28 protein-coding genes are annotated in these 25,302 nt (G+C 49.0%); 15 read left to right on the plus strand and 13 right to left on the minus strand.

Translation table 11 applies throughout. The features are described from left to right. Window positions 1–18: 18 nt before the first annotated feature. Window positions 19–972, minus strand: a complete 954-nt coding sequence (trxB, locus tag CX664_RS02210) for a thioredoxin-disulfide reductase (RefSeq protein WP_101745135.1) — start codon at window positions 970–972, stop codon at window positions 19–21. Between the two features lie 198 nt (window positions 973–1,170). Here trxB and cysZ point away from each other — a divergent pair, with 198 nt between their 5' ends. Further along, the gene (cysZ, locus tag CX664_RS02215) at window positions 1,171–1,905 is read left to right on the plus strand and encodes a sulfate transporter CysZ (RefSeq protein WP_101745173.1); all 735 of its coding nucleotides are present in this window, start codon (window positions 1,171–1,173) and stop codon (window positions 1,903–1,905) included. A 32-nt stretch (window positions 1,906–1,937) separates the two neighbouring features. After that, entirely contained in the window at window positions 1,938–2,279 is a 342-nt protein-coding gene (locus tag CX664_RS02220; RefSeq protein ID WP_101745136.1) for a histidine triad nucleotide-binding protein, read from the plus strand. 143 nt (window positions 2,280–2,422) lie between these two features. On the opposite strand, the gene CX664_RS02225 is transcribed toward CX664_RS02220, so the two are convergent. Further along, on the minus strand, window positions 2,423–2,836 hold the full coding sequence (locus CX664_RS02225) for an OsmC family protein (RefSeq protein ID WP_101745137.1): 414 nt from the start codon (window positions 2,834–2,836) through the stop codon (window positions 2,423–2,425). A 368-nt stretch (window positions 2,837–3,204) separates the two neighbouring features. On the opposite strand from CX664_RS02225, the gene sodC reads away from it, so the two are divergent. After that, window positions 3,205–3,780, plus strand: a complete 576-nt coding sequence (gene sodC, locus CX664_RS02230; protein WP_101745138.1) for a superoxide dismutase family protein — start codon at window positions 3,205–3,207, stop codon at window positions 3,778–3,780. 246 nt (window positions 3,781–4,026) lie between these two features. Here the strand turns inward: sodC and trpC are convergent, their stop codons facing one another. Genes trpC through trpE form a run of 4 tightly spaced genes read right to left on the minus strand, consistent with a single transcriptional unit; the run spans window position 4,027 to window position 7,996 of the window. Continuing rightward, window positions 4,027–4,830, minus strand: coding sequence for an indole-3-glycerol phosphate synthase TrpC (gene trpC, locus CX664_RS02235; RefSeq protein WP_101745139.1), 804 nt, complete (start codon window positions 4,828–4,830; stop codon window positions 4,027–4,029). Between the two features lie 11 nt (window positions 4,831–4,841). Beyond that, a complete protein-coding gene (gene trpD, locus CX664_RS02240; RefSeq protein WP_101745140.1) occupies window positions 4,842–5,897 on the minus strand; it encodes an anthranilate phosphoribosyltransferase in 1,056 nt (351 codons plus the stop codon). A 24-nt stretch (window positions 5,898–5,921) separates the two neighbouring features. Next, the gene (locus CX664_RS02245; protein WP_101745141.1) at window positions 5,922–6,506 is read right to left on the minus strand and encodes an anthranilate synthase component II; all 585 of its coding nucleotides are present in this window, start codon (window positions 6,504–6,506) and stop codon (window positions 5,922–5,924) included. Continuing rightward, window positions 6,506–7,996 (minus strand): anthranilate synthase component I, encoded by a 1,491-nt coding sequence (gene trpE, locus CX664_RS02250; RefSeq protein WP_101745142.1) that lies wholly within the window; start codon window positions 7,994–7,996, stop codon window positions 6,506–6,508. Before trpE ends, CX664_RS02245 begins: the two co-directional genes overlap by 1 nt. 704 nt (window positions 7,997–8,700) lie before the next feature. On the opposite strand from trpE, the gene CX664_RS02255 reads away from it, so the two are divergent. Then, window positions 8,701–10,044, plus strand: a complete 1,344-nt coding sequence (locus CX664_RS02255) for a hypothetical protein (protein WP_101745143.1) — start codon at window positions 8,701–8,703, stop codon at window positions 10,042–10,044. Between the two features lie 97 nt (window positions 10,045–10,141). Here the strand turns inward: CX664_RS02255 and CX664_RS27720 are convergent, their stop codons facing one another. Together CX664_RS27720 and rpe are read right to left on the minus strand one after the other, a co-directional pair. After that, window positions 10,142–10,318 (minus strand): hypothetical protein, encoded by a 177-nt coding sequence (locus CX664_RS27720; protein WP_163369609.1) that lies wholly within the window; start codon window positions 10,316–10,318, stop codon window positions 10,142–10,144. Between the two features lie 3 nt (window positions 10,319–10,321). Further along, the gene (rpe, locus tag CX664_RS02260) at window positions 10,322–10,999 is read right to left on the minus strand and encodes a ribulose-phosphate 3-epimerase (RefSeq protein ID WP_101745144.1); all 678 of its coding nucleotides are present in this window, start codon (window positions 10,997–10,999) and stop codon (window positions 10,322–10,324) included. A gap of 310 nt (window positions 11,000–11,309) precedes the next feature. Here rpe and CX664_RS02265 point away from each other — a divergent pair, with 310 nt between their 5' ends. From CX664_RS02265 to CX664_RS02300, 7 genes are all read left to right on the plus strand, one after another. Further along, window positions 11,310–12,368 carry a hypothetical protein gene (locus CX664_RS02265; protein ID WP_145999762.1) on the plus strand — a complete coding sequence of 353 codons (1,059 nt, stop codon included), beginning with the start codon at window positions 11,310–11,312 and terminating at the stop codon, window positions 12,366–12,368. A gap of 250 nt (window positions 12,369–12,618) precedes the next feature. Then, window positions 12,619–13,047 (plus strand): 50S ribosomal protein L13, encoded by a 429-nt coding sequence (gene rplM / locus CX664_RS02270; RefSeq protein ID WP_101745146.1) that lies wholly within the window; start codon window positions 12,619–12,621, stop codon window positions 13,045–13,047. 12 nt (window positions 13,048–13,059) lie between these two features. Further along, window positions 13,060–13,452, plus strand: a complete 393-nt coding sequence (gene rpsI / locus CX664_RS02275; protein WP_101745147.1) for a 30S ribosomal protein S9 — start codon at window positions 13,060–13,062, stop codon at window positions 13,450–13,452. A 572-nt stretch (window positions 13,453–14,024) separates the two neighbouring features. Further along, on the plus strand, window positions 14,025–14,618 hold the full coding sequence (petA, locus tag CX664_RS02285; RefSeq protein ID WP_101745149.1) for a ubiquinol-cytochrome c reductase iron-sulfur subunit: 594 nt from the start codon (window positions 14,025–14,027) through the stop codon (window positions 14,616–14,618). After that, the gene (locus tag CX664_RS02290) at window positions 14,618–15,853 is read left to right on the plus strand and encodes a cytochrome b (protein ID WP_101745150.1); all 1,236 of its coding nucleotides are present in this window, start codon (window positions 14,618–14,620) and stop codon (window positions 15,851–15,853) included. The genes petA and CX664_RS02290 overlap by 1 nt, the downstream gene beginning before the upstream one ends. Continuing rightward, entirely contained in the window at window positions 15,853–16,623 is a 771-nt protein-coding gene (locus tag CX664_RS02295) for a cytochrome c1 (protein ID WP_101745151.1), read from the plus strand. Before CX664_RS02290 ends, CX664_RS02295 begins: the two co-directional genes overlap by 1 nt. A gap of 181 nt (window positions 16,624–16,804) precedes the next feature. Beyond that, window positions 16,805–17,353 (plus strand): DUF2058 domain-containing protein, encoded by a 549-nt coding sequence (locus CX664_RS02300; RefSeq protein WP_101745152.1) that lies wholly within the window; start codon window positions 16,805–16,807, stop codon window positions 17,351–17,353. An 85-nt stretch (window positions 17,354–17,438) separates the two neighbouring features. Here CX664_RS02300 and CX664_RS02305 read toward each other — a convergent pair whose 3' ends face one another. Further along, entirely contained in the window at window positions 17,439–17,816 is a 378-nt protein-coding gene (locus tag CX664_RS02305; RefSeq protein WP_101745153.1) for a RidA family protein, read from the minus strand. A gap of 406 nt (window positions 17,817–18,222) precedes the next feature. On the opposite strand from CX664_RS02305, the gene CX664_RS02310 reads away from it, so the two are divergent. Both CX664_RS02310 and CX664_RS02315 read left to right on the plus strand, forming a co-directional pair. Then, window positions 18,223–18,651: a secondary thiamine-phosphate synthase enzyme YjbQ gene (locus CX664_RS02310; RefSeq protein WP_101745154.1), complete on the plus strand. Its 429-nt coding sequence runs from the start codon at window positions 18,223–18,225 to the stop codon at window positions 18,649–18,651. A 159-nt stretch (window positions 18,652–18,810) separates the two neighbouring features. Continuing rightward, window positions 18,811–19,056, plus strand: coding sequence for a hypothetical protein (locus CX664_RS02315; RefSeq protein ID WP_206679310.1), 246 nt, complete (start codon window positions 18,811–18,813; stop codon window positions 19,054–19,056). Window positions 19,057–19,178: 122 nt separating this feature from the next. Here the strand turns inward: CX664_RS02315 and selD are convergent, their stop codons facing one another. Beyond that, a complete protein-coding gene (gene selD / locus CX664_RS02320) occupies window positions 19,179–20,213 on the minus strand; it encodes a selenide, water dikinase SelD (protein ID WP_101745155.1) in 1,035 nt (344 codons plus the stop codon). 279 nt (window positions 20,214–20,492) lie between these two features. Between selD and CX664_RS02325 the strand changes: the two genes are divergently transcribed. Further along, window positions 20,493–20,978, plus strand: a complete 486-nt coding sequence (locus tag CX664_RS02325; protein WP_101745156.1) for a hypothetical protein — start codon at window positions 20,493–20,495, stop codon at window positions 20,976–20,978. Window positions 20,979–21,048: 70 nt separating this feature from the next. Here the strand turns inward: CX664_RS02325 and CX664_RS02330 are convergent, their stop codons facing one another. Continuing rightward, window positions 21,049–21,582: a DUF2878 domain-containing protein gene (locus CX664_RS02330; protein WP_101745157.1), complete on the minus strand. Its 534-nt coding sequence runs from the start codon at window positions 21,580–21,582 to the stop codon at window positions 21,049–21,051. A gap of 2 nt (window positions 21,583–21,584) precedes the next feature. After that, window positions 21,585–23,000: an aminotransferase-like domain-containing protein gene (locus CX664_RS02335; protein WP_101745158.1), complete on the minus strand. Its 1,416-nt coding sequence runs from the start codon at window positions 22,998–23,000 to the stop codon at window positions 21,585–21,587. 165 nt (window positions 23,001–23,165) lie between these two features. Between CX664_RS02335 and CX664_RS02340 the strand changes: the two genes are divergently transcribed. Then, window positions 23,166–23,768 carry a LysE family translocator gene (locus CX664_RS02340; RefSeq protein ID WP_101745159.1) on the plus strand — a complete coding sequence of 201 codons (603 nt, stop codon included), beginning with the start codon at window positions 23,166–23,168 and terminating at the stop codon, window positions 23,766–23,768. 78 nt (window positions 23,769–23,846) lie between these two features. On the opposite strand, the gene CX664_RS02345 is transcribed toward CX664_RS02340, so the two are convergent. Beyond that, on the minus strand, window positions 23,847–24,926 hold the full coding sequence (locus CX664_RS02345) for a hypothetical protein (RefSeq protein WP_101745160.1): 1,080 nt from the start codon (window positions 24,924–24,926) through the stop codon (window positions 23,847–23,849). Between the last annotated feature and the right edge of the window lie 376 nt (window positions 24,927–25,302).

The raw sequence follows: 25,302 nt of genomic DNA on the forward strand, positions 1-25,302 counted from the left end.
AGCCTGTAGTAGCTCTATTTAAGCTTCCAGGGCATCCAGATACTTCTCGGCATCCAATGCGGCCATGCAACCAGTACCGGCAGAGGTAATCGCCTGGCGATAGACATGATCCATAACATCCCCGGCGGCAAATACTCCCTCTTTTGACGTCAGTGTGGCATTGCCTGCCAGACCGCTATTTACCCGTATATAGCCATCTTTCATATCCAGCTGACCGGCAAAAATACCGGTGTTTGGCGTATGGCCAATGGCGATAAAGCAGCCCATTGCGGATATTTCTTCAGATTCACCACTTAGTACGTTTTTAACCCGGACGCCGGTGACCCCCATATCGTCGCCCAGAACTTCATCCAGAACAGAGTCAAGAACCAGTTTGATATTGCCGTTCTGCACGCGATCCATCAGTTTGTCCTGAAGGATCTTTTCTGAGCGAAATTGCTGGCGTCGATGAATCACGGTAACGGTTCTGGCAATGTTAGAGAGATAGAGCGCTTCTTCCACCGCCGTGTTGCCGCCACCGACCACGACCACATCTTTGTTTTTGTAAAAGAATCCATCACAGGTTGCGCAGGCGGACACCCCTTTACCCTTGAAGGCTTCTTCACTGTCCAGGCCAAGATAGCGTGCGCTGGCTCCGGTGGCGATAATCAGGGCATCGCAGGTATACGTGTGGCTGCCTTTCAGGGTGTAGGGCTTTTGGCTGAAATCCACTTCTTCGATATGGTCAAAAATAATTTCAGTACCAAAGCGTTTGGCGTGGGCTTCCATCTCCATCATCAGGCCGGGGCCCTGAAGCCCTTCCTGACCGCCTGGCCAGTTATCGACATCCGTTGTGGTGGTCAGTTGGCCCCCCTGTTGCATGCCGGTAATCATGACCGGGTTGAGATTGGCCCTGGCGGCATAGACAGCGGCGGTATAGCCCGCAGGCCCGGAACCAAGAATTAACAGGCGGGAGTGTCTGGTTATGCTCATTATGTACTCCATTAATAATGGGTAATGATTAAATGGCCTTATAATAGCTATAGCCTTTGAGCCATGGCAATTGGCAAAAATTATGGGTCTTATTGTCTGTCCCTATTGCTCAAGAGAAAAGCACAAGAGAAGAAAACAAGAGAAATAGCTGTTGCTGGTGTAATATTTCGGTTTCTGGCAAGCATTAACAATAAAGTGATGATACATAATACCCCTGCATCAGGCCCCGGTTACTTTATCCAGGGACTGAAAATGATTTTACTGCCACAATTGCGATGGTTTGTTTTGATTCCGCTGGTCATTAATATCCTGGTGTTTTCCGGGATTATTTATTGGGCATCGGGCCATTTCTCGCTGTGGATGGAGCAACTCACCGGCTGGATGCCAGAGTGGCTGGCGTTTCTGGAGTATCTGCTATGGCCGCTGTTTTTTCTGGCCCTGGCGGCCGTGATGTTTTTTACCTTTACCATTATCGGGAATTTTATTGCGGCCCCGTTTAATGCACTGTTGGCGGAAAAAGTGCAGCGAATGGAAGGCGCTGAGCTGCCTGATCTTAAATTGTCTGACTGGCTGACAATTGTGCCGAGAAGTATTGGCCGGGAGTTGCGCAAACTGTTGTATTTCCTGCCCCGGGCAATTGTGCTGCTGATACTGTCTTTTGTTCCGGTTCTGGGACTGGCGTTATGGTTTTTATTCAATGGCTGGATGATGGCTATCCAGTACTGTGACTATGCAGCGGATAACCGGGGTGTCTCATTTTCCGACATGTTATCACGATTGAAACCAAAGCTATCAACGTCGTGGCCTTTTGGTGCGGTTGTTAACCTGGCCATGTTGATACCGTTGATCAATTTGCTGATTATTCCCGCTGCGGTCGTTGGTGCAACGCTGTTGTGGGAACGGGAAATAGAGCAGCCTGTGACCGCAGGGTGACTGGATTTTTTTATAGGCAAGGAGTGGGTTTAATGAGTTGTCTTTTCTGTAAAATTGCTGAGGGTGATATTCCCGCAGATAAAGTATACGAAGATGATCAGGTGGTGGCCTTCAGGGATATTAACCCGGCGGCTCCAACCCATATTCTGGTCATTCCCAAAAAGCATATTGCAACCATGAATGATGCCGTCGCAGAAGACCAGTCACTGCTGGGCAAGATGATGCTGGTGGCAAAAGACATCGCGGCCAGCGAAGGGGTAAGTGAGGATGGTTTTCGCCTGGCCGTGAATACCAACAGCCATGGTGGGCAGTCGGTCTACCATATACACCTGCATTTGCTGGCGGGACGCCAAATGCAGTGGCCGCCGGGCTGATCGTGAGCTTTTGCGAAAGGCCTTAAAAAGAAGGGAACCACAAAGGCACAAAGACACAAAGTTTTTTCTGGGCTTGCCTGGTTCAGGCTCAGCAAACAAAAAAGGCTTCCTTTGTGTCTTCGTGCCTTTGTGGTTTAAATCATCTACTCGGTTTCGATAATCTCGTAACTGTGGGTGATTTCAACACCACCTTTGCCCAGCATATGGGCAACCGAGCAGTATTTTTCGGCGGATAAGTTTACGGCACGTTCCACCTGGGATGCTTTGATCTTGCTGCCTTTCACCACAAAAGACAGATGTATTCTGGTAAATACGGCGGGAATGGCATCAGCACGTTCGGATTCAATGTCCACATGGCAGCTGGTCACTTTCTGACGCGCTTTTTCCAGGATATTGACCACGTCCACCGAAGAGCATCCACCTAAACCCATCAACACCATCTCCATAGGGCTAGGTGCGCTCTTCTGGTGTTTATCGGCATCCATAACGATGGAGTTGCCGCTGTCGGTCAGTCCCAGAAAACGCTGGTTATCAACCCACTTGACTTGTGCCTTCATTTGAAATTCCTGTTCTCGTTTCTAGCCCGGATATTTCATAAACTGCCCCGAATCTCGCGCACGACCACATGGATGTGGGAGATAGGGCGACGCAGGATGCCAAAGCCGAGGACTTTGTCGCTCTAAGGGATTTTGTGAGGGAGCGCCGTACCGGGGAGTACGGTCGACCGAGCAAAACTCCCTTAGAGCGACAAAGGACAAGCGAGAGCGGGAGCACGTTTATGAAATATCCGGGCTAAGGCTGTTTGAAGGCTATTCTAAATTCTTTGAGTACAAACAGCCATTAGGGTAGCCGTAATAATCAGCCCTTGTTGAGTGTCATTGGAACCTATACTGAGGCTTATATGTTTTCTCAGGGGTTTCATAACATGGTTAATAAAGGTATCAGGTTCCTGGCTCTGCCGATCGCACTATCTGCTTTGCTGTCCGGGTGTTCAAATAATACGGGTCAGGGTGAAGGCAAGGTAGAGGAAAAGCTGGAAGTTGCGATGTTTCAGGTGACTCCGGCAGGTAATGGGCCAACAATAGGCAACGTGTTTATACATCATGCTGACGATGATGATGTCACCAAAGGGATTAGACTGCAGCCGGCACTGCATGATCTGCCACCCGGGGAGCATGGCTTTCATGTTCATGAAAACCCCTCCTGTGAGCCAGGAGAAAAAGGTGGCCAGAGCGTTGCTGCCCTCGCCGCAGGTGATCACTATGACCCAAACAGCACCGGTCATCACGAGGGGCCTGAAGGTTACGGGCATTCAGGGGATTTGCCAGTATTAATGGTTGATGAATATGGGAACGCGGTCAGCCCTGTTATAGCACCTCGACTTTCACTCTCTGAACTGAAGGGGCGTTCACTGGTGATTCATGCTGGTTCCGATAACTATTCTGACAACCCACCCCTGGGTGGCGGTGGTGCCAGAATAGCCTGTGGGATTATTCAATAGTTGACGTGATAAAGATTGGCCGAACCTCTCAGGGCCAATGGCACTGACTTAAGCGGAAAGCCTTGCCATAGTTAAAAGACTTTCACCTCAAAGGCACAAAGACACAAAGGAAGAAAAAAGAAATCTTTTCTTTGAGTCTCTGTGCCTTTGTGGTTCAAATTCAAATCTATCAACCTATATCAATGTCCCTGTTTACGGGGCTTATAGGCTTAAGTCAGTGCCATTGCTCTCAGGGCGGCCTTTGCATCATAAATAACTGCCAAACAACTTGCTGAGCGCTTCTCCCGGATCTTCCTGGCGCATAAAAGCCTCACCCACCAGAAAGCTTTTCACATTATGCCGGACCATGGATTCCACATCCTGCTTTGTGTGTATACCACTTTCCGTAACCACCAGCCGATCATCGGGAATCCGGTTCAGCAACTCAAAGGTATTATCCAGACTCACTTCAAACGTATGCAGATTGCGATTGTTGATACCAAGAATAGCGCCCGGTAATGGCAGCGCTCTTGCCAGCTCATCGGCCCCGTGCACCTCGACCAGAACGTCCATTCCAAGGGATTGTGCCAGCGCATTAAATTCATTGAGCTGTTGGTCAGACAGTGCGGAGACGATCAACAGGATACAGTCAGCACCAATCATCCGGGCTTCGTATATCTGATACGGGTCAACCATAAAGTCTTTGCGTAACACCGGCAGAGAGCAGGCATCCCGGGCGGCCTGTAAAAAGCGGTCACTCCCCTGGAAGAAATCCTGGTCCGTCAACACGGACAGGCAGCTGGCTCCGGAGCGTTCGTAGCTTCTGGCGATGTCAGCGGGCTCGAAGTGTTCCCGAATAATCCCTTTGCTGGGAGAGGCTTTCTTGATTTCCGCAATGATAGCGGCCTGCTGCTTTTCCACCCGTAACAGCAGGTTTCGGGCGAACCCCCGTGTTGGGGTGTTTTCTTCGGCCAGCGTTTTCACTTCATCAAGCGGCCTGGTATTGCGGCGCTCAGAAACTTCTTCATGCTTCCGTGCAATGATTTTATTCAGAATCGTCGGTAGCGACATGAATTGGACCCTCACACTGACCAGGTGGCTGCTTCAGCAGAAAAAACGCGTGTGAAGCTGGCCAGCTCTTTCATTTTCTCCAGCGCCAGGCCACTATCGATGGCGTCCCGGGCCATCAGAATGCCTTCTTCAAGGCCACCGGCAACCCCCGAAAGATAGATGGCAGCACCGGCATTCAGGGTGATCATGCTGGCGGCTTTTTCAGCGTATTTTCCCTCCTGTTTACCGAGGGCGTCTTTGATCAGCGCCAGTGATTCATGACTGTCTTTCACATCCAGCCCAATCAGGCTTTGGGAGTTGATATTGAAATCTTCCGGTTTCAGGGTGTATTCGCGGATGTTGCCATCCTTCAGCTCAGCAACGTGAGTTGCACTGGCAATACTGATTTCATCCAGGCCATCGACGGAGTGCACCACCATAACATGCTCATTGCCCAGTTCACGCAGTACTTCGGCCATAGGGCGGCATAGCTCCCGGTTAAAGACACCAATCAGCAGATTTTTTACGTTAGCCGGGTTGGACATGGGCCCAAGAATATTAAACAGAGTACGAATACCCAGCGCCCGGCGCACACCAACCACATTTTTCATGGCTGAGTGGTGGGCTGGTGCAAACATAAAGCCGACCCCCACCTCAGTAATGCAGCGGGCCACCTGATCAGGGCTGATATCCAGGTTGACGCCAGCCTGCTCCAGAAGATCGGCGCTGCCACTTGAGCTGGAAACCCCACGGTTACCGTGTTTTGCCACTTTGGCACCGGCAGCCGCACAGACAAATGCCGACGCTGTCGAGACGTTGAACAGGTGGGCTCCATCCCCGCCGGTACCGACAATATCCACCAGGTGCTCAGTGTTAACCTCAACCCGGGTAGCCAGCTGTCGCATAACCATGGCCGCCCCGGTGATCTCTTCAATGCTCTCGCTTTTCATCCGCATGCCAGTCAGAAAAGCCGCAATCTGGCTGTCACTGCACTGGCCTGTCATGATCTGTTGCATGACCTCGACCATTTCACCCCGGCTCAGGTCAAGATGTTGTACGACCCGGTTGATGGCTTCTTTTATCTGCATGTCTTCATTCCCTTAGCTCAATGGTTATATGGACTGTTTGAGAAAATTGGCCAGAAGGTCATGCCCTTGTTCGGTCATAATGGACTCCGGATGGAACTGCACGCCCTCAACGGGCAGTTCTCTGTGGCGAACGCCCATGATCTCGTCATTGCTGCCATCGGCAAATTGCGTCCATGCGGTGACCTCAAGACAATCAGGAAGACTCTCTTTGTCAATCACCAGTGAGTGGTAACGGGTTGTGGTGACCGGGTTGGCCAGCCCCTGGAAAACCCCGAGATCCTGATGGAAGACCGGAGAAACTTTACCGTGCATCACCTGTCGGGCGCGAACAATCCTGCCGCCATACACCTGGCCAATGCTCTGATGGCCAAGGCAGACCCCCAGGATCGGAACCTTACCCTGAAAATGTCGTATAACATCCATGGAGATGCCAGCTTCGTTTGGCGTGCACGGGCCAGGAGAAATAACGATATGGTCTGGCCTTAACTTTTCGATGTCATCAATGGTGATGTGATCGTTCCTGTGGACATCGACAGTAGCCCCCAGTTCCGAGAAGTATTGAACCAGGTTAAAGGTGAATGAGTCGTAGTTGTCGATCATTAACAGCATCAGTGTTTCATCCCTTTAATGAATCCGGTCTGGGCCATGGCTACCGCACGAAACAGGGCACGCCCTTTATTCATGGTTTCTTGCCATTCCAGGTCCGGGCTGGAGTCAGCAACAATACCGGCACCGGCCTGAATATGGAGCTGCCGATCTTTGATAACCGCTGTTCTGATGGCAATAGCGGTGTCCATATTGCCGTTCCAGGCCAGGTAGCCCACTGCGCCGCCATAGACCCCCCGTTTGACCGGCTCCATTTCATCGATGATTGCCATGGCCCGTACTTTGGGTGCCCCACTTAACGTCCCTGCGGGTAGCGTAGCTTTTAGTACATCCAGGGCATCCAGTCCACTTTTCAGTTCGCCCGTCACATGGGAGACAATGTGCATAACGTGGGAGTACCGCTCGATGACCATCTTGTCCGTCAGTGTTACTGAGCCTGTGGTTGCTACACGTCCAACGTCGTTTCTTCCCAGGTCGATCAGCATCAGGTGTTCTGCCAGCTCTTTGGGGTCATTGAGCAGCTCCTGTTCGAGCGCTTTATCCTTCTCTTCGGTATCACCCCGTTTTCGGGTACCGGCAATGGGCCTTACGGTCACCTCGCCATCTTCCAGCCGGGCCAGAATTTCCGGAGAAGAGCCGACGACATGAAACTCGCCCAGATCCATGTAGTACATGTAGGGGGAAGGATTGGTACTTCGCAAAGCCCGATAAAGGTTCAGCGGTGAACTGTCATAAGGGATTGTCATTCTCTGGGAGAGAACAACCTGCATGGCATCACCCGCCAGAATGTAATCCCGGATTGCACCAACCGAAGCTTTGAAGGCTGCTTCACCAAACCCTGATTGAAAATCATCTTCACAGGCGGGGTTCAAAGAGGCCTGGACCGGAGGTTGAATGTGGCTGGTTTGCAGCTGGCGCACAAGGTTATCCAGGCGGAATTGTGCTTTTTCCAGCGCGGCTGGCTGGTCAGGGTTGGCATGGGTAATCAGGATCAGTTTGCCACTGAGGTTGTCGAATACCACCAGTTCATCAGACACCATTAACAGGATGTCCGGTGTATGCAGTTCGTCCTTCGGGGCGCTTTGTGCCAGTTTGGGTTCAATGTAGCGAATCGTATCGTAACCAAAATAACCCACCAGGCCGCCGGTGAATCTGGGCAGTTCCGGCAACTCCGGCACTTGATAACGTTGCTGGAATGCCTTGATAAACGCCAGTGGATCGCTGGTGGTGTGTTCTTCGACAATCTGGCCATCGGTTTCGATCTGAATACGATCACCGTTGACCCGGAGCAAGGTGCGGCAGGGCAGGCCAATCATCGAGTAGCGGCCCCACTTTTCACCGCCCTCCACGGACTCCAGCAGGTAGGAGTAGCGGCCATTGGCGAGCTTGAGATAGGTGGTTAACGGTGTGTCCAGGTCTGCCAGAATCTCTCGTACAACGGGGATGCGGTTGTATCCTTCTCTGGTCAGACGCGCAAACGCTTCAGGCGTCATGGCAGCTCTCTCGAATAAGCTAACAGGATTATTGATTGAAATTATCTATGCTTGGCAACAACCATGTTGCCGTTGGGCTAAGTGAAATTGGCAGGCCTATGGCCAGCGCCAGGAGGTGAAAAGGAGGGACATTGAAGACAGGAAAGCGCCGAAACAGGTGTTTTGGTAGCTGCATCTGATGTGAAAACGCTTTTGGTGATGACTGTCTCGGTTTCGACAGTCTCGGTTTCGACAGAGTTTCACTGCAAACTCCCTACGCACTGCTAAGTTATTTCGGTGCTTCTCACTATATTGTGATCGAAAATGGTATATGAATGCTTCGACTATTACAAACCGAAGAATTGCTCCGCTTGTTGTCCCGGGTTGTGATGCTCGCCGCTCTCCTGTACCCGAGGGCATAAAGCACAGGGTTTATGGCAATTTTGTTTAATGATGCAGTGTGCAGCAGTTGTCTGTTATTGATTCTGATCAGTTTATTAGTACATCCACTTAATGAATGGGGTACCTTCTTGAAGTGGTTGAAACTAAGTAGTTAACCAAATGAAATCGTATTTTCTGATTAAGTGGGCAGCCACTCTGCAGCGTTACAACTCCGGTCACATAGCTAAGGCTATGCTCCCTTCGTTGTGCCTTGCATAGTGACTGCCCACTTAGCCAGAAATATACGATTCCATTTGGCCAACTACTTGTGCAGGGAAATTCACATGATAGAAAATTCCAGTTACACCCGGGGGCTGAATCAGGCTCAAGGCTTGATGCAAAGCGATCTCCATAATCCAAGAGCAATACCGGGTCAACGTACACATGAAGGTTGCTGGTCGTCAACGACCAGGAAAAAAATCACTGGTTACCTTATTAGCCGACCTTTGGTTTATATCTGCAATAAAACATTGTCAATTTATTTGAAAATCGCACTATGCAGGCAAGGGGGAATTGATAGCTCAGAAAAATCATTGAGTTCGGAGGAGACAGAAAAGGTAAATATGTTTCTGAGTGAGTTGCATGCTCGTGCCAGCGAGCTGATCCAGAAACTCGATATTAACGACGTGAGACAAGAGGTTAAGCAGTCTTTCATAGATCTTGACCTGATGGATTTGAGAGGTGAGTGGACTCAGGAAATATTCGAAATAATCAGTAACAACTTATCGAATGATATTTCGCAGGAAACGATAGAAAGGGAAATCAGTGAGGTTTTCAAGAATATCAAATCAAATGATTATTTGATGCATGCGATTCATAACATCATTAATGTCAGTGAAACGACCGAAGGCATGCTCGAAAAGGGCAAAAATGAAATTATTCATGAAATGGAATCAGTATTACCATTTGCTCTGGCGCTCAATTTACTGACCAAAGCACAAATTCAAAATACCGAAGTATTGGAAGTGTGTGTTCATTTGTGGAAAAAAAAGCGAAATGAAATCAGGAGGGCTACCAGAGGGCTGGGTTTCAAAAAAGCGATTAAGCTCATCTCCGTTGAGCAGCCTATTGTGAAGATGTTGAAAAGTCGAACGAAACGAGATTATCCCCATTCGCAGGGGCGTTGTATTTTGCCCTTTAATATCATTGAAGCAACCACCGTTGAGACAGCCAACGGCCGTCACGAAAATGCCTGTGCAGGCTTGACCCTGGCCCAGCATTATCCGGGAAAATACACCCAACGTGCATCTGAGTTGGATGAGCAGGGGCAGCAACCCCTGTTCAATTATCCGATGCCAAAGCAGTGGAGTGATCTCTACACAACCTGGAATATGAATTTTTGCGTCAACAGCAAAGAGCGACCCGAAATGCTGGGTAAGTTGTTGATACCTGCGGTGAGTGGTTATCAGGATAAGCCCAGGGCCTATATATCGTGTAGATCATATGCGTTATATACCACGCTTAACTATCTGTTTTTCAGAGCTGAGAAGTCGAATCCGGTACCCAGGCTGCCAACGGTTGCGAAGCAGGCATGGGGGCACAGCAATCGGGTTTGTTCACGTCTTTACCAGCGTGAGGTAACTTCGGAGGCCACTGTTTGGGAAAATGGAATGGCACCGACTGCATGACACCATTCCCGAACCTGGTTAAGCCTTCGTTGGGAGAAGTGTGGTTAATGACGCAATCACCAGGTCGGGCTTAGCCCGCTCAATAGGTTCACCATGATTATATCCATAAGCGGGCTTTCGACTTACCGGCGGCAGGCATTCCCATATCGAGCAGCATCTTATCCAGCGCGGCGGCAAGATCGGGCACGCTTTCCACCAGCGTGCCATCCAGGTCGTACATAACCAGGGAAAGGTTGTTCAAAAACGGATGGCCGTTGGAGCGTGATGTTTCCATGGTCTAAAGAGCCACTACCTCAGACAGTTCGGAACGCATTTGAGTCACGACATCCTTATAACTGTCAGCACCAAAAATGGCTGAACCGGCAACAAAGGTATCCGCACCGGCCTCGGCAATCTGGCGGATATTACTGGCCGACACACCACCATCTACCTGAAGACGGATATTCAGCCCGCTATCATCAATCAGCTTGCGAACCCTGCACAGTTTTTTCAGGGTTGAAGGAATAAACTTCTGACCGCCAAAGCCGGGATTGACCGACATCAACAGGATCATATCCAGCTTGTCCATCACATACTCAAGCACATCGGGGGATGTTGCCGGATTGAGTACCAGCCCAGCCTGGCAGCCACCTTCGCGAATCAGTTGTAAGCTGCGATCAATATGTTCAGAGGCTTCCGGATGGAAAGTGATCATACTGGCACCGGCTTCAATAAAATCACCGATGATACGATCGACAGGGGTCACCATCAGGTGAACATCGATGGGTGCAGAGACGCCATGCTTTCTCAGTGCCTTGCACACCATCGGACCCAGGGTGAGGTTCGGGACGTAGTGGTTGTCCATAACATCAAAGTGAATCCAGTCCGCTCCGGCGGCCAGAACATGATCGACCTCTTCGCCCAGGCGGGCAAAATCTGCGGAAAGGATACTCGGGGCAATAATATAGTCGCGCATGGTTTTCCTGATCTGCCTGTGTATGATTTTTGGCGATTGTAGCGGGTTGTCAGGGCTCTGTCAGGTGCAACCGGCTCTGACACATCGCAGGGATAGACCGGCCATTTCAGGCTGAGACCGTAGCGTAATGCCTGCACAATTATTCACAATGGTTGTCATCGTCTATGCTTTTACTTCGCGCACTGTGCTGACTGAGCATCTCGTTATCTTCTGGTCAACGGTCTATCGACTGGAGGAGGGATCGCCTCGAAAAAGGGTAAAGTTCATTTGATTGGCAGCATTGTTGGTGAGGCTTGTGGTAAAAATGAAGATGATTTTTTCAAGCGCTTTGGTGTGGGGAATGAGGCGATATTGTTGTATCGCACTGATTATCACCGGCCAGGCAATGGCGACTTATCAGGCCCAGTCTGACGACGTTGAGGCTTCAGACTATGTGGGCTCTGTGGAATTGAGGGATATCTTCGGTGTTAAGGGGGATTTGAAATATACCGTGGGGTGCCAGCAGGGGGTTGCCGAGTCCTGTCGAATAATGATTTCAGTCCCGTCAGAGGCGGAAGAGATTGATCAAATGGAGGAAGTGGAGGATAGAGCTTTTGGTTATGTCAATTACCTCTCTTACCTTAAACGAACCGGGCAATTGTTGTTGGTGGAGTATGAGGCGATATTGACTGAATCCGCATCTGAGGTTTCGGGTTACAAGGTGCGATTTACCACGGAAAGTAAGGTCAGGCGGTTGGTAAAAAAAATCGATTCAAGGACAATGCCCGCCCCTTTGCAGAAAAACCCGTTGTTACTTTTTTTAATTCTGGCAACCCATCAGTCAGCCCTTGATTTGATGCTGTCCCCGGAAAGAACGCTTTATATTATGGGCCTGGAGTGGATGGATCTTAAGTCACTGTACATCAGTAGCGCAGGGCGGGGGGGGATTTATGGTTATCGATATTACAAGTTTCCCAAGGATAATGAGCTTTTTCTCGATCTTGGCGGGCCTTTCAGTATAAATGGCCTCTCAGAAGGTGTCGGGTTCAGTTTTGCCGATAATGACAGAACGCAGCCTCCTGTGAGAATGGTGATCGGGTATCACGGGGATCAGAAAAACGGTTTTGTTAACAGGGTCTCTTTTATCGTCACTTACGCTGCCCTTGCCGGTGGTTTTGGTGTGAGTTTATGGAGTCGAAGTATTATTGGCTTCCTGCTGAACTCCCTGTTACTGGCCGTTGAAGTCCGAACCAGTGCTGCCTCCTCAGAGCTTGAGAGGCTTGGCAGAAGGGTGCTTCCGCAAGGTCTTCAGTTTAATCCGGACTTTCAGGGGCGGCATATTTTAAAAGTCCTCAGGGCTTCTGACAGCGATTTGCAGGTTGCTCGTTAGTCATGTCGCCGTGCTATGCAAATTAATGATGCAAAGGGTGGTTCCGGGTTTTTAACAGAGATCCGGTTCGCAGGGGGCTTTATTTCCTCTTGCCAAACGGTATAATACCGCTCCCGTTTCCCGATTGAGCGCCCAATGTTTTGAACAGGCCGGTATTGCTGATCTGGGGCTATTAGCCTGGCTCTTGCCCAGCAGGGAACGGCCATGTAGGAACAGGTATCGCGTCAGCGGTATCATAGAGGCGAATTTAATGAAAACTTTTAGTGCTAAGCCAGAAACCGTAAAACGTGACTGGTTCGTAGTTGATGCCGAAGGCAAAACGCTGGGTCGTCTGGCAACAGAAATCGCTCTGCGTCTGCGCGGCAAGCATAAGCCAGAGTACACTCCTCATGTGGACACTGGCGACTACATCGTTGTAGTAAACGCCGAGAAAGTACGTGTTACCGGACGTAAGTCTACTGACAAGATGTACCACCGCCACACCGGTTACATCGGCGGCCTGAAGTCCATCAGCTTTGACAAGCTGATCGATCACAAGCCTGAGCTGGTAATCGAGACGGCTGTTAAGGGGATGCTGCCCAAGAATTCTCTGGGTCGTGCCATGTACAGCAAGCTGAAGGTTTATGCCGGAAGCGAGCATCCACATGCTGCTCAGCAGCCTCAGCAACTGGAAATTTAATCAGGGGTGGTTATGTCTGTAACTCAATACTACGGAACTGGACGTCGTAAGTCCTCAACCGCACGTGTTTTCCTGAGAGCCGGTTCTGGCAGTATCACTGTCAATGGCCGTTCCCTGGACGAATACTTCGGCCGTGAAACTGCTCGAATGGTAGTTCGTCAGCCTCTGGAACTGACTGAGCTGACTGAAAAGTTCGACATCAAGATCACTGTATCTGGTGGCGGCGGTTCTGGTCAGGCTGGTGCTATCCGTCATGGTATCACCCGCGCGCTGATGCAGTACGATGAGACTCTGCGCTCTCCTCTGCGTAAAGCTGGCTACGTTACCCGTGACGCTCGTGAAGTTGAGCGTAAGAAAGTGGGTCTGCGTAAAGCCCGTAAGCGTCCACAGTTCTCCAAGCGCTGATATTGTGCTCAGACAACCGGCCGGTTTTCCGGCTGGTTGCCTGGATTACTGGAAAGCTTCCCTTTGTGCCTCTTTCGGGAGAGCGTATCGGGAAGTTTTTTATGCCTGAAACTTTTATTAAAAAAACCTGTGCCCTGTTTTGGGCATTTTTTTTATGCGTTAAAACCAGTATCATTACGCACTGCCGCTTATGTGGGTAAGTATAATGCGATGCGGCTTTATTGTTGGGGGTTGATTGCAGCTGTCAGGTTGTTATTTGAGGTGCGGGTGGTTCTGCGAGAGAGCTTTTGAGTCTTTGTTCTTTTCAGGCTGCAACCCGGATATTTCATAAACTGCCCCGAATCTCGCGCCGAACTTTGTCGCTCTAAGGGATTTTGTGAGGGAGCGCCGTACCGGGGAGTACGGTCGACTGAGCAAAACTCCCTTAGAGCGGCAAAGGACAAGCGAGATCGGGAGCACGTTTATGAAATATCCGGGTTAACAAAAGCCCTGTTTCAGAAGTAAATCTGTTATCACACCCATGAACAAAAAGAAGTCATTGGGCGTTCAGCCCGGATGGGGAGAGTAGGTTAATGAGTGACAACGGCATAAACAAAGGCCGGCGCCGCTTTCTCGTGGCAGCGACTTCGGTGGTGGGGGCTGCCGGGGCTGTAGGGGTTGCTACGCCTTTTCTGAAGTCGTGGAACCCGAGTGCAAAAGCTAAGGCTGCCGGTGCACCGGTAAAAGTCAATTTAAGCAAGCTGGAACCCGGGCAACAGGTTGTCTATGAATGGCGGGGTAAACCAGTCTTTGTGCTGCGACGTACCAAAGATATGCTTAATGAACTGCCATCACAGGATGGGCGTTTGCGCGACCCGAAATCAGAAAGCTCAGAGCAGCCTGAGTATGCCACCAATCCGTACCGTTCACGGACGGAAGATGTTCTTGTTCTGGTCGGTTTGTGTACCCACCTCGGGTGTTCTCCAAAATATCTGCCGGAAGTCAAACCCATGGAGTTTGATGCCAACTGGAAGGGGGGGTATTTCTGCCCCTGTCATGGTTCGCGGTTCGATCTGGCCGGTCGGGTGTATAAAGGAGTTCCTGCCCCAACGAATCTGGTCGTGCCACCTTACTCCTTTGAAGGCGATGATATTCTGATTATCGGTAAAGATGAGGAGAATGCGTGATGGGAAATAAAATAATGGCCTGGGTTGATGCCCGACTTCCCGTCACCCAGGCGTGGGAGAAGCATCTCAGCAAATATTATGCGCCCAAAAACTTCAACTTCTGGTATTTCTTTGGTTCTCTGGCCCTGCTGGTTCTGGTTAACCAGCTCCTGACGGGCATCTGGCTGACCATGAGTTATGTGCCCAGCGCTGAAGCCGCGTTTGCTTCTGTTGAGTACATCATGCGGGATGTGGAATATGGCTGGTTGATCCGCTACATGCATTCTACCGGCGCATCCATGTTCTTTGTGGTTATTTACTGCCACATGTTTCGTGGTCTTCTCTACGGGTCCTACAAGGCACCACGGGAGTTGATCTGGATCTTCGGTATGGCCATTTACCTGGCGCTGATGGGTGAGGCCTTTATGGGGTACCTGTTGCCCTGGGGGCAGATGTCCTACTGGGGGGCGCAGGTAATTATTTCCCTGTTTGGCGCTATTCCGGTGATTGGTCCGGATCTTCAGCAGTGGATTCGTGGTGACTTCCTGATTTCCGGCATTACCCTGAACCGCTTCTTTGCGCTGCATGTCATTGCGCTGCCGATCGTTATTCTTGGTCTGGTGGTTTTGCACATCCTGGCGCTGCATGAAGTGGGCTCAAACAATCCGGACGGTATAGATATCAAGAAGAACAAAGGACCCGATGGTGTGCCCCTGGATGGTATCGCTTTCCACCCCTACTACACCGTTAAGGATATTGTCGGTGTTGTGGTCTTCCTGTTTGTGTTCTGTGGCATTATTTTCTTCTTCCCGGAGATGGGCGGGTTCTTCCTTGAGCATGCCAACTTTGAACCGGCCAACGGCCTGAAGACGCCCGAGCATATTGCACCAGTCTGGTACTTTGGGGCGTTCTACTCCATCCTCAGGGCGATTACCTTTGATATCGGACCAATCGACTCCAAGCTGGGGGGGGTTATCGCCATGGGTGGCGCGATTGCCATTCTCTTTGTTCTGCCCTGGCTGGATCGCAGCCCGGTCAGGTCATGGCGTTACAAGGGCATGGTCAGCAGAACCAGCATTGTGGTCTTTGCCTTTGTCTTTATTTTGCTGACCTGGCTCGGAACGCAACCGGCTACTAAGACTTATACACTCATTGCCCAGATCTGTACGCTGATTTACTTTGCGTTCTTCCTGTTGATGCCTTTCTACACACGATGGGAGAAGACCAAACCTGTACCTGAGAGGGTGACCGGCTAATGAAAAGAATAATACTGACCATTAAGTTGTTTCTGGTTTCGGTGCTGTTTTCATCGTTGGCGGCAGCAGCCGGTGGGGGATACCCTCTTGATGAGGCCAATGTGGACCCTTCTGACAAAGCTTCGCTGCAGCGGGGGGCGAAGTATTACCAGAACTACTGTGCAGGTTGTCATGCGACCCAGTATCAGCGCTATGAGCGGGTAGCGGATGACCTTGGCATTCCCCATGACCTGATGATGGAGCACCTGGTGTTCGATAAGTCTGCCAAGATCGGTGATCTGATGCATAACAGCATGGACCCGGACGAAGCGAAGGTCTGGTTTGGTGCTACACCTCCGGACCTGACACTAGTGTCCCGCGTTAAAGGTGGGCCTGACTGGCTATATACCTACCTCCGGACCTTCTACGAAGACCCAAGCCGCCCTTATGGGGTAAATAACAAGGTCTTCCCGGATGTTGGTATGCCCCATGTGCTTTTGGGGCTTCAGGGAGTACAGATCGACAATTGCGGTGATACAGACCCAACGGCCCGTGACCCGCTGACCGGGGACAAGATCTGTGGCCTGACGGTTGATCCGGAGCGTAAGGGGAGTATGACGCCCACCGAATACGATCAAATGGCCTATGATTTAACCAACTTCCTGGCTTACTCTGCGGAGCCAATGCAAGAACAGCGTAAGCAGCTGGGTATTTATGTATACCTGTTCCTGGCGTTGTTCTTCGTGTTTGCCTATCTGCTCAAACGGGAATTCTGGAAGGATGTCCACTAAGCAATAGTCGCCGTTATCGGCTCTCTGAATCAACAAGCCCACAAAGGAATGCTCTTCTTTGTGGGCTTTGTTCTTTTTGTGATTATCAAAAAGCAGACAATGGCGGGTTTCATCTCTGGCTGTCAGTAGAAGGGCTTGCTAAGATTCCAGTTTTTTGAATCCCCCTCTGGTATTTAAGACGATGAGTAAATCACTTCGTGACCAGCTGATGAAAGCTGGCCTTGCGACAAAACAACAGGCATTACAGGCCAAGACCAGTAATAAGAAAAAGAAACAGCAGGCTGCCCGCTCTGGTGATATGACCGATCAGGAAAAACGCCGTATTGAGCTGGAGAAAGAGAGGCAGGCTCAGGCTGAGAAAGATCGTGAGCTGAATCGACAGCTTGAAGATGAACGTCAGCGCAAGGCGTTGGACGCACAGGTTCGTCAACTGATTGAGACTAATGTGCTGTCCCGTAATGGGGGCGAAGCAGAATATAAGTTTGTTTATGAAAACAAAATCAAGAAAATTTATGTGACTGATGAACAGTTAACCAAGTTGGAAAGGGGCTTGCTGGCCCTGTCGATACTGGGCGACGATTTTCTGCTCATTCCTGCGCCGGTGGCCAGTAAGATTGCAGAGCGAAAGCCAGAAGCGATTGTCATGCAGAATGATAAGTCTGGTGATTTGACCGAGGAAGAAGAAGACTGGTATGCGGATTATCAGATTCCGGATGACCTGATGTGGTAACGGGGGCTAACCCCCCGTTCAATTAATGGGTTCTCAAAATCTTACTTAATGAATGAGAACCATCGTTGGCTGCTCTGCCAACGGGTTAGCCAACCGTTGCCAGGGCTTCAATTTCTACCTTCACATCTTTTGGCAGACGGGCAACTTCAACCAGGCTGCGGGCAGGGAAAGGTACTTTGAAGTACTGCTTGTAGACTTCGTTAATATTGCTGAACTCATCCATATCGCGAACGAATACAGTAACTTTTTTCACCCGGTTCATGCCGCTGCCGGCCGCTTCCAAGACCGCTTTCAGGTTTTTCAGGCACTGATGAGCCTGCTGTTTGGTGTCTTCAGACACTTCTCCGGTTTCCGGATCGATTGGCAGCTGGCCAGATGTGAAAACCAGGTTGCCAAAGCGCATACCCTGAGAGTATGGGCCGATAGCCGGAGGAGCGTCAGGGGTTTCGATCACGTTGTCCATGATGATTAAGCCGCTTTGTTCAAGGGAAAGGGGCGAGATTTTAGAGATGTCGCGTGTGTTTGTCATCGGTTCAAAGTGAATTTAGGGGTTTATTTTTGACCGGTTTCCCAAAGATCATGACTGCTGTGTTTACTCTTCAGGTGTCGTTTTTTGGCAGGTATGCTTTGTGTAGAACTTGATGGCAAGGGGAAAACTCAGCCGAAAAGCCTCGTCTAGTGTTTTTTGAATTCTGAAAGCTTAATCTGGTCTTATATAAACTGCCATGGGTAGGTAGCTCGGTTTCCGGATTATGAACATCGCGACAAATTTCAAAACTGTCACATTTTTATCGTAAAGTGACATCATGGATACGGATCCTCTGATGACTGACGGATTGTTATCGGCACCTTTGAGTGAGGGTTAAATTATGTGGTTCCAGAAACAGGTTCAGCTGCGTCCCTACCGGAGGGGGTTTCATGTGGTTACGGACGAAATTATTGGTCAGTTACCGGAGCTGGAGAATTATAAGACAGGGATTTGTCATATCTTTTTACAGCATACTTCTGCTTCACTGACACTCAATGAGAATGCCGACCCCAATGTCCGTCATGATATGGAAGCCTACAGCAATCATTATATCCCTGAAAATGAAGAGTATTTTCTCCATGTGATAGAAGGCAGTGATGATATGCCGGCCCACATTAAATCCAGCCTGTTTGGTGCCGATGTAATCATTCCAATCAGGGACGGTTCGCTGGCTTTGGGTCATTGGCAGGGGATATGGCTGGGGGAACACAGAGACAGCGGCGGAAGTCGTAAGTTAATCATCACTTTACACGGTGAAAGTTATACGTAATGATAAAAAACAAGCATTAACAATGTATTTTTTATACAGGAGGGTGAACCAAACTGGCATTTTAACAATGCTGGACTATAACTATAAAAATTGGACAAGAAGTCAATCTCAATATTTCGGAATGGACATTCCGAAAACCAGTACCTAGAGGACATAGCTATGGCACGGAAAAAGCCGACTAAAGCTGCTGCTGGTTTTGATGGCGCTGATATAGGGTTTCTGGGGAGCCGCGACGAACCTGCTGAAGAGAGGACCGTCGAGTCTCGTAAAAAACTCAGGGCAAGTCTGGATGCCCAGGTAGAAGAGTTTTTGAAGAAAGGAGGCCAGATTGAGGAGATTCCATCGAACATTACCGCAGACCCACCGAAAAAGCCCTCCGGTGAATATGGTAACAGACCAATATAGTTTAACCGTTAAAGCCCGGCATTCGCCGGGTTTTTTTGCACATATATTTTATACCAGAAGCGCACGACAGCATGGATGCAAGACTGCCCATGAAAAATGATCAGTGAGCACTTCCAGAAGATTCAAACGACTTCTACCCAATTACCACCGTCGTAAGGCGATAGGTCTCCAATTGGCTCCAGAGATAATTCAAATCTTGCCGCGACGTTATGGAAAGCTTCTTCCGCTGCCGGGTCTACCGCAACCAAAAGTCCACCACTGGTTTGGGGGTCACAGAGAATGTGTTTCTGTTGCTCGGTAATATTGGCGGCTTTGTGGCCATAGCTGGCATAGTTTCTTTCCGTTCCGCCGGGAATGCAGCCCTGCTGACGATAGGTTTCCACATGAGGAAGAAGTGGCAGTTTGTCGGTATACAGCGTGGCTTTTACCTTGCTGCCTTCACAAACCTCCAGAAGATGGCCAAGAAGGCCAAAGCCAGTAACATCGGTGATGGCACTGATGCCATTCAGCAGAGACAGGTCAGCCCCCATGGTGTTCATTACGCACATGGAGTCACGGGCAATATGCTGGTGCTTCTCCTGCAACAGTTTTTTCTTTTGCGCTGTTGTGAGAATACCAACGCCAAGAGGCTTGGTCAGATAAAGTTTGTGACCGGCCTGAGCCTGATCATTTCTTTTCAGATGTTCAAGAGATACACGACCAGTGACGGCAAGTCCGAAGATGGGTTCAGGAGCGTCAATACTGTGGCCTCCGGCCAGAGGTATACCTGCAGCGGCACAGGCCTGACGACCACCGTCTACTACCTGGGCTGCGACTTCCGGCGGTAGCTTGTTAACGGGCCAGCCAAGAATGGCTATGGCCATTAAGGGCGTGCCACCCATGGCGTAAATATCGCTGATGGCATTGGTGGCAGCGATGCGACCAAAGTCAAATGGATCATCAACAATAGGCATAAAGAAATCAGTCGTGCTGATAATCCCTTCACCATTGCCCAGGTCAACAACGGCTGCATCATCTTTGCTGGCATTACCTACAACCAGGTTAGGAAACTCTGGAAGAGTAAGGTTGGTTTGCAAAATACCGTCAAGAATCTGTGGTGAAATTTTACATCCACATCCCGCACCATGACTGTATTCTGTGAGCTTCAGATCCTTCATTAATACTGCCTCTGAGCTAACGCTTTGAAATGCGCGTACTTTAGCACCGCGAAACCTTTCATTAAATGCCTTAAGGGCGAGAAGGTTGCACACCATTGCGGGGGCCCCATAGAAAACAGAGGTTTCTAATGTCATTTCTCTGTGATAAAAGGTAATTTTAGACGTCAGTGTTAGTAGATAACCGTATAAACCATATATTTTGGATTACATATGGCTCCAGGACCAGGTTGATCCAAAGCGAAAGAAGAATAGCGATAATTGATGAATCAGGAGAATCGGATGGGAGCACTAACTTTGCCTTGTTCTTCTATCGATGATTTGCTGCAGCAACAGTCGGCAGCATTGCAGCAGTGGCTTGCCAGCGGTGATCGCAAGATCGAAGGTCTGGTTGTTCGTAAATTTCCCGCTTGGCTGGAGTCTGATCAATTTATTAAAGCAGGTTCAGGTGCCCAGTTTGATACTGCGCGTTTTCGCCTGATGATGTGTAATAAATATGATATTTGGCGAGTTAATATAGATATGATCTTTCATCCCAGGGTGCGGCTGTTGGATGACGGCTCTACTGCCGGTCCCGGAATATTATTTAATGTGCTGGATGATGAAGGTCAGAGTGTTCTGATTGATTATTTTGAGGCAGGTGTTCCCGCCCCGGCGGATTCAATAACGCCGGAGCACTGGTGTACGTACTGGTTTAAGAAGCTGACCAGAAGTCATCACATCAATCGGATTTTCGCTTATAAAGAGTACGAAGCAGAAATTGATTGACTGTTTACCGGTGGTTTTATAGCTGACAGCAGCTTTTCAAACTGAAAAAGCTGCTGAGTAGCATAAGACGTTATCCACTTTTTGCTTTATTCAGCCATGCCTGGGAAAAGGACTGAAGCATTGGGATAACAACTGCCCAGATAATGGCCAGGATCAACAGCGTCTGCCATAAAGGCTGGGCAAGGGTTACATCACTTATTTTTGACCCAGCCAAATAGCTTAATGGTCCCCCAAAGAAGCCCAGTATGGCACCGTAGAGTTTGTTGGTTCGGGACCAGTCAAGGCTGTGCCTTAGAGTGGTGGCGAATATCAGCCACAGACAGGCCAGCCAGAGTGGTAAAATACGTCCAGCGTCATCCAGTTGAGAGTTAAACTTCAGGATTTCCAGATTTCCAAGAAAGCTATCGATAGCGCACCCCAGTAGCAAGGTAAGAGCCAGTATTTGTTTTTCCTTATGCCAGTTACCTATCCATAGCAAGTGGATAAAAAGGACTATTACGGCTGCAGCAAGGGCAATTTGATCACCCCCAAGAACACAGGCAAACCAGCCAAGCTGGAAAAGCAGATAATTAGCAATCAGTTTTATTTTGTCGTTTGTCATCATTATTAGAACACCAGTGGTCGATAGATAGGGTCCAGTTCTACGGTCAGGATGTCCCGAATGGTTTCCAAAGCGAACTGAACTTTATTGTCACTATCAGGGCTGCTGATACAAAGGCGTACGGCCTGGGGAACTGAGTAGCTGCCAACGGCAAACAGTTCTGACTGGAGCACTTTTACTCCTTTATTATTCAGATGTCGTACAAAAGTCTCGGCCCGCCAAGGTTCGGGTAGCTTGAGCCAGCCATGAAAACTATAAGTTTGTGCCTGTATATCGATACCTTTGAGGTGGTGGGTCATGAGTTTCTGACGTCTGGCAATGGCTTCGGTCTGCCAGCGAATCAGTTGTTCGGCAATACCGGATTCAATCCATTCACTGGCAACTTCAGCCATCAATGGTGGTGGCACCCAGCAGTCGCTCCTCATGGCCATAACCAGCCGTTCTCTCAGGTGAGCAGGGTAGCAGAGGTAGCCGGTCCTTAATCCACCCGACAGCGTTTTTGAGAAGCTGCCGCTGTAAATTACCAGATCAGGAGCAAGGCTGTAGAGCGATGTCAGTCGTTTATCGGAAGCGACGAATTGTACATCATCTTCCAGGATCAGCAGTTTGTGCCTGCGTGCTATCTCAATGATTTGCTCCCGCCGTTGTATTGGCATAATGAGCGCTGTCGGATTTTGCAGGGATGGCATTAGATACAGCAGTTTCGGGCGGTGTTGCAGGCAGCACTGTTCCAGTGCTTCTGGAATTAGGCCATGCTCATCCATCGGCAAACCTATATGGTGAGTTTGCCATTGCCTTGCCGCATTGATGAACCCCGGATAGGTAAGGGACTCGGAAACGATGGTGTCCCCTGGCCGGGTGGCTGCCTGAAGAGCCATCATATTGCCATGCTGGCCCCCATTGGTGATAAGAATATTGTCTGGATTTACATGGATCGACAGCGTTGCAAGCCATCCGGCAATGATACTGCGATGCCTTTCAAGTCCGGTTTCAGGCAGATAGTCCAGCAGAGAAGTCATGCGCAGAGGGTCTGATGCAATCATTTGCAGCGTCTCGGCCAGTATCTCTTCTCTCGGTGCCGGAACCTGAAGGGTCAGGCTCATATCAATAAGCGTAGACTCTGGTTTTTGAGGTACATTGAATTGGGCCTGCTGCCAGACCTTACCGGTAACAAAAGTTCCACTGCCCACTCTGGCGGTAATCAACCGTCGTCTTTCTGCTTCAGCATAGCCCCGGGTAATAGTACCAATGGTTACGTTAAGAACATCGGCAAGCCAGCGATGAGTAGGCAGTTTATCGCCTGAGTGTAATGATCCGTTTTTAACGGCCTGCTCGATGGCATCGGCGAGAGCCATATATTTGGGGCCGGAATTGAAGGAAAGGCTTTTCAGCCAGCACGGGAAGCTTATTTTTTTATCCATTGTCTTTTTATTATGTTTGAAATGATATCTTTGTCATGGTGACAATTTATTAATTGCACGCTTTTTTGTCCATGCATCATACTTCATTGAAGCCTTTATATCGTCGTTTGTTTGATTGTATGGGGGCAATTTTCAAGGGCATTATTAAAATTTACAGAGGGAAAAATGAATGAGATAGAGATACTCTGGTTGCCATTGGTAACCTTTGCCTTGAGTTCCAGTATTACACCAGGGCCCAATAATATTATGCTGGCAGCCAGCGGGGTAAATTATGGCTTTGCCAGAAGTATTCCCCATATGCTCGGTGTGTCTATTGGGTTCTTTATTCTGTTTCTTGGGGTTGCATTTGGACTGGGGAGTGTCTTTGAGAGGTATCCACAGCTGCAAACGGGTTTGAAATATATTGGGTCCATGTATCTATTGTGGCTGGCATGGAAGATTGCCACGGCTGCCAGTGTTTCAGAACAGGCGGACAGTAAAAGACCAATGACTTTTCTTCAGGCTATCAGTTTTCAGTTTGTGAATGTGAAAGCCTTGATGATGGCCGTCAGTAGCGCTGTTGTGTTTACATTGCCTGGTGATAACTACACGCTTTCTGTTTTACTGGTCGGGGTGATATTTACTCTAATCAATCTACCTTGTTGTTCAGTCTGGGTAGTTTTTGGCTCAGGACTGAGGCGATTTCTGAAAAATGAGCAAAGTTTAAGGGCTTTTAACTGGTCTCTGGCTTCACTGACAGCCGCATCGGTTGCGTTATTTTATGTCTGAGAAACTGTATCTTTTTTATCAGCCGGGACCGTAAATCCCGGGTTATAAAAAATGCCAGGTAAGTTATAAGGTGATCTGTCAACCATTACGCCTACCTCTGAATAAGGGATGACGATGATGCCCTTCTGCTGAGTAACATAGCAAGTCGCCAGGTGATCCACCGAAGCACTGGACATCACATTCATCAGCAGTTTTCTTCCTGTCATCAATATTAATTAGTGCTCCTTCAAAGATGTAACTGTCTTGAAGATCTTTGCCGGTAATGTGTGCAGCCAAACCTGGTTCCGAGAGCAGGAAGGTCTTGTGCATAAGTGTTTCGTTAGGGTCATAAAAAATAACCTTCATGCATCCATCCTGCTTCTTTAATCTCAGGGCCATTGCGTGGCCAAAGCTTTTATTACCTTTTGACCGAAAATAGAAATTCTTTTCATCGCCAGCAGGCATATTCCAATACTTTTCTACCAGTCCCGAAAGAGCCTCAGAAAACGCTCCCTCGTGGAAATAATATCCATCGGCATAAAAGGATCTGTTAGTAATTGGGCCGTTTTTTAATCCATCTGGATTACGGAGCGCATCCCTTAAAGGAAAATCAGGTGTATTTGCAAAGATTGTCTGTATCTTTTTCGGGGTGTTTATTATTTTAAAAGTCTCTTTTCCCCGACCAAACACTTTTGTGGCATAAGCCCAGGCGATGTGTCGGCAGACTATTTGTTCTCCAGGTCTTACAGTGTCAGTATCAGGACGACGGGCTTTAAAATTAAGGTCTTTGGGGAACCAGGAATTATCGGAGTTATACATGGGAATTGGAGCAATACTGCCATCCTGTTTGAAAGCAAGTTTAACTTTAAGCCTACGCCCTTCATCATGCAGTTTATCTATCTTATTGGAAACATAACTGGTTGAGCTCTTGCAGGCTGACGGGATGCTGATGTTATAAGCACTTATTGGCTTATAGAGTCTTTTGGTAAACCATGCATTTGGGTGTTCTTTCATCAGCTTTTGGGTGTTGCCGTCTAGAACGCTGACAGAATAACGGCCAAACAGTGCTTTGATGCCATTAACAAGGGATTTAATGACCCTGATTGGCAGTAAGGATTCTGAATGTCTGCACCATGAATGTGATAGTGCTGACAAAACACTAAGCTTGATATGATCCATTACATGATATCCCTTGCTTGATTCTCATAATTAATTTGCTTGAATCTTTAGAGTACAAAAGTTCTAAAAAGTTCCACAGCTATCCCTCAGCTCAGGAAAGAGTGATGTTTTATGTTTGAGAAACTGTATATTTTTATCAGCCGGGATCGCGCATCACGGTTTATGAAAAATGCCAGGTAAGTTATGGGGTGATCTAAGTAGTTAACCAAATGAAATCGTATTTTCTGACTAAGTGGACAGTCACTCCCGGCAACTGCTCCTGCGTTGCTCTAGCTCCTGCATCCATGCAGTCGTGCGGCGTTACAACTACGGTCACATAGCTACGGCTATGCTCCCTACGTTGTGCCTTGCATAGTAACTGCCCACTTAGCCAGAA

It is taken from the genome of Endozoicomonas acroporae (assembly GCF_002864045.1).
Lineage (GTDB): Bacteria > Pseudomonadota > Gammaproteobacteria > Pseudomonadales > Endozoicomonadaceae > Endozoicomonas > Endozoicomonas acroporae.

Bases quoted from the DNA above. Each gene is read 5' to 3' on its own strand.
- trxB (WP_101745135.1), bottom strand. From the start codon at position 972: ATGAGCATAACCAGACACTCCCGCCTGTTAATTCTTGGTTCCGGGCCT.
- cysZ (WP_101745173.1), top strand. From the start codon at position 1,171: ATGATACATAATACCCCTGCATCAGGCCCCGGTTACTTTATCCAGGGA.
- CX664_RS02220 (WP_101745136.1), top strand. From the start codon at position 1,938: ATGAGTTGTCTTTTCTGTAAAATTGCTGAGGGTGATATTCCCGCAGAT.
- CX664_RS02225 (WP_101745137.1), bottom strand. From the start codon at position 2,836: ATGAAGGCACAAGTCAAGTGGGTTGATAACCAGCGTTTTCTGGGACTG.
- sodC (WP_101745138.1), top strand. From the start codon at position 3,205: ATGGTTAATAAAGGTATCAGGTTCCTGGCTCTGCCGATCGCACTATCT.
- trpC (WP_101745139.1), bottom strand. From the start codon at position 4,830: ATGTCGCTACCGACGATTCTGAATAAAATCATTGCACGGAAGCATGAA.
- trpD (WP_101745140.1), bottom strand. From the start codon at position 5,897: ATGCAGATAAAAGAAGCCATCAACCGGGTCGTACAACATCTTGACCTG.
- CX664_RS02245 (WP_101745141.1), bottom strand. From the start codon at position 6,506: ATGCTGTTAATGATCGACAACTACGACTCATTCACCTTTAACCTGGTT.
- trpE (WP_101745142.1), bottom strand. From the start codon at position 7,996: ATGACGCCTGAAGCGTTTGCGCGTCTGACCAGAGAAGGATACAACCGC.
- CX664_RS02255 (WP_101745143.1), top strand. From the start codon at position 8,701: ATGATAGAAAATTCCAGTTACACCCGGGGGCTGAATCAGGCTCAAGGC.
- CX664_RS27720 (WP_163369609.1), bottom strand. From the start codon at position 10,318: ATGGAAACATCACGCTCCAACGGCCATCCGTTTTTGAACAACCTTTCC.
- rpe (WP_101745144.1), bottom strand. From the start codon at position 10,999: ATGCGCGACTATATTATTGCCCCGAGTATCCTTTCCGCAGATTTTGCC.
- CX664_RS02265 (WP_145999762.1), top strand. From the start codon at position 11,310: ATGATTTTTTCAAGCGCTTTGGTGTGGGGAATGAGGCGATATTGTTGT.
- rplM (WP_101745146.1), top strand. From the start codon at position 12,619: ATGAAAACTTTTAGTGCTAAGCCAGAAACCGTAAAACGTGACTGGTTC.
- rpsI (WP_101745147.1), top strand. From the start codon at position 13,060: ATGTCTGTAACTCAATACTACGGAACTGGACGTCGTAAGTCCTCAACC.
- petA (WP_101745149.1), top strand. From the start codon at position 14,025: ATGAGTGACAACGGCATAAACAAAGGCCGGCGCCGCTTTCTCGTGGCA.
- CX664_RS02290 (WP_101745150.1), top strand. From the start codon at position 14,618: ATGGGAAATAAAATAATGGCCTGGGTTGATGCCCGACTTCCCGTCACC.
- CX664_RS02295 (WP_101745151.1), top strand. From the start codon at position 15,853: ATGAAAAGAATAATACTGACCATTAAGTTGTTTCTGGTTTCGGTGCTG.
- CX664_RS02300 (WP_101745152.1), top strand. From the start codon at position 16,805: ATGAGTAAATCACTTCGTGACCAGCTGATGAAAGCTGGCCTTGCGACA.
- CX664_RS02305 (WP_101745153.1), bottom strand. From the start codon at position 17,816: ATGGACAACGTGATCGAAACCCCTGACGCTCCTCCGGCTATCGGCCCA.
- CX664_RS02310 (WP_101745154.1), top strand. From the start codon at position 18,223: ATGTGGTTCCAGAAACAGGTTCAGCTGCGTCCCTACCGGAGGGGGTTT.
- CX664_RS02315 (WP_206679310.1), top strand. From the start codon at position 18,811: ATGGCACGGAAAAAGCCGACTAAAGCTGCTGCTGGTTTTGATGGCGCT.
- selD (WP_101745155.1), bottom strand. From the start codon at position 20,213: ATGAAGGATCTGAAGCTCACAGAATACAGTCATGGTGCGGGATGTGGA.
- CX664_RS02325 (WP_101745156.1), top strand. From the start codon at position 20,493: ATGGGAGCACTAACTTTGCCTTGTTCTTCTATCGATGATTTGCTGCAG.
- CX664_RS02330 (WP_101745157.1), bottom strand. From the start codon at position 21,582: ATGATGACAAACGACAAAATAAAACTGATTGCTAATTATCTGCTTTTC.
- CX664_RS02335 (WP_101745158.1), bottom strand. From the start codon at position 23,000: ATGGATAAAAAAATAAGCTTCCCGTGCTGGCTGAAAAGCCTTTCCTTC.
- CX664_RS02340 (WP_101745159.1), top strand. From the start codon at position 23,166: ATGAATGAGATAGAGATACTCTGGTTGCCATTGGTAACCTTTGCCTTG.
- CX664_RS02345 (WP_101745160.1), bottom strand. From the start codon at position 24,926: ATGGATCATATCAAGCTTAGTGTTTTGTCAGCACTATCACATTCATGG.